This window comes from Flavobacterium segetis, assembly GCF_900129575.1.
GTDB classification, from domain to species: Bacteria; Bacteroidota; Bacteroidia; order Flavobacteriales; family Flavobacteriaceae; genus Flavobacterium; species Flavobacterium segetis.
In genome coordinates, this window is record NZ_FQWE01000016.1 from 1 (window position 1) to 2,195 (window position 2,195).

1 protein-coding gene and 1 rRNA gene are annotated in these 2,195 nt (G+C 44.7%); both read left to right on the top strand.

Going from position 1 to position 2,195, the window contains the following annotated elements; genetic code table 11:
• The first annotated feature begins 342 nt into the window (after positions 1 to 342).
• Positions 343 to 540, top strand: coding sequence for a hypothetical protein (locus BUA99_RS15045; RefSeq protein ID WP_143151787.1), 198 nt, complete (start codon positions 343 to 345; stop codon positions 538 to 540).
• 31 nt (positions 541 to 571) lie between these two features.
• Positions 572 to 2,085, top strand: a 16S ribosomal RNA gene (locus BUA99_RS14565).
• The last annotated feature ends 110 nt before the right edge of the window (positions 2,086 to 2,195 follow it).

The window sequence follows — 2,195 nt, forward strand, 5'->3', positions numbered from 1 at the left end:
AAAAAACTTCACTTTCAAGTTGTACGTTTACAACCATTTAAAAACAATCTTGAACAAATCTTAAAAATAGTCACAAAAAAAGCTTGTAGAAGCGAATAAACGCACTACTTTTGCACCCGCAACAGGGCATTTGTTCTTATTTATTTAATGGAAACTGAATTAAAATTAAGTTGAAAGATTTAAAAAAAGATTTGGCAGAAATAAAAGAAGTAGTTACATTTGTGCCCCGCAAAAGCGGTAGCAAGTTCTTAGACAGATTGAGCAAGTAGAGAGACTGAAGTATCGGAATTTCGATAGAAAAGCGGAGAAAATTTATTTTCTAAAAAACTTTTAAAAAAGCTTGTGAGATTAAAAAGAAGTTGTAGTTTTGCACCCGCTTTGAGAGCCACATTAAATGTGGAAATTGAAGTGAGAAAACAAGAAGAACACGTTCCTAGACATATTGAATTGACAGCCGCTTTAAGAGAGATCTTAGAGCAAAAGAATAAGAGTAATAGAATCGAGAGATTTGAAAAAACCGATAGAATTGGAGTCGCATAATAACTAGCTTGAGCAATCAAGCGTACAATATACGATGAAGAGTTTGATCCTGGCTCAGGATGAACGCTAGCGGCAGGCTTAACACATGCAAGTCGAGGGGTATAGTTCTTCGGAACTAGAGACCGGCGCACGGGTGCGTAACGCGTATGCAATCTACCTTTTACAGCGGGATAGCCCAGAGAAATTTGGATTAATACCACATAGTATTATGAAATGGCATCATTTTATAATTAAAGTCACAACGGTAAAAGATGAGCATGCGTCCCATTAGTTAGTTGGTAAGGTAACGGCTTACCAAGACTACGATGGGTAGGGGTCCTGAGAGGGAGATCCCCCACACTGGTACTGAGACACGGACCAGACTCCTACGGGAGGCAGCAGTGAGGAATATTGGACAATGGGCGCAAGCCTGATCCAGCCATGCCGCGTGCAGGATGACGGTCCTATGGATTGTAAACTGCTTTTATACGAGAAGAAACCACTCTACGTGTAGAGTCTTGACGGTATCGTAAGAATAAGGATCGGCTAACTCCGTGCCAGCAGCCGCGGTAATACGGAGGATCCAAGCGTTATCCGGAATCATTGGGTTTAAAGGGTCCGTAGGCGGCTTTATAAGTCAGTGGTGAAATCTCCCCGCTCAACGGGGAAACGGCCATTGATACTGTAAGGCTTGAATTATTAGGAAGTAACTAGAATATGTAGTGTAGCGGTGAAATGCTTAGAGATTACATGGAATACCAATTGCGAAGGCAGGTTACTACTAATACATTGACGCTGATGGACGAAAGCGTGGGTAGCGAACAGGATTAGATACCCTGGTAGTCCACGCCGTAAACGATGGATACTAGCTGTTGGGCGCAAGTTCAGTGGCTAAGCGAAAGTGATAAGTATCCCACCTGGGGAGTACGTTCGCAAGAATGAAACTCAAAGGAATTGACGGGGGCCCGCACAAGCGGTGGAGCATGTGGTTTAATTCGATGATACGCGAGGAACCTTACCAAGGCTTAAATGTAGATTGACCGGTTTGGAAACAGACTTTTCGCAAGACAATTTACAAGGTGCTGCATGGTTGTCGTCAGCTCGTGCCGTGAGGTGTCAGGTTAAGTCCTATAACGAGCGCAACCCCTGTTGTTAGTTGCCAGCGAGTCAAGTCGGGAACTCTAACAAGACTGCCAGTGCAAACTGTGAGGAAGGTGGGGATGACGTCAAATCATCACGGCCCTTACGCCTTGGGCTACACACGTGCTACAATGGCCGGTACAGAGAGCAGCCACTGGGCGACCAGGAGCGAATCTACAAAACCGGTCACAGTTCGGATCGGAGTCTGCAACTCGACTCCGTGAAGCTGGAATCGCTAGTAATCGGATATCAGCCATGATCCGGTGAATACGTTCCCGGGCCTTGTACACACCGCCCGTCAAGCCATGGAAGCTGGGGGTGCCTGAAGTCGGTGACCGCAAGGAGCTGCCTAGGGTAAAACTGGTAACTAGGGCTAAGTCGTAACAAGGTAGCCGTACCGGAAGGTGCGGCTGGAACACCTCCTTTCTAGAGCCTAAATGTTAGTTGCTTGCAACACTTTTAGGAAAGAAGACAAAGATTTTAAAGGAAACAAATAATGACGTTTTATTACTCTTGCTGTTAGTTCAAATAATACA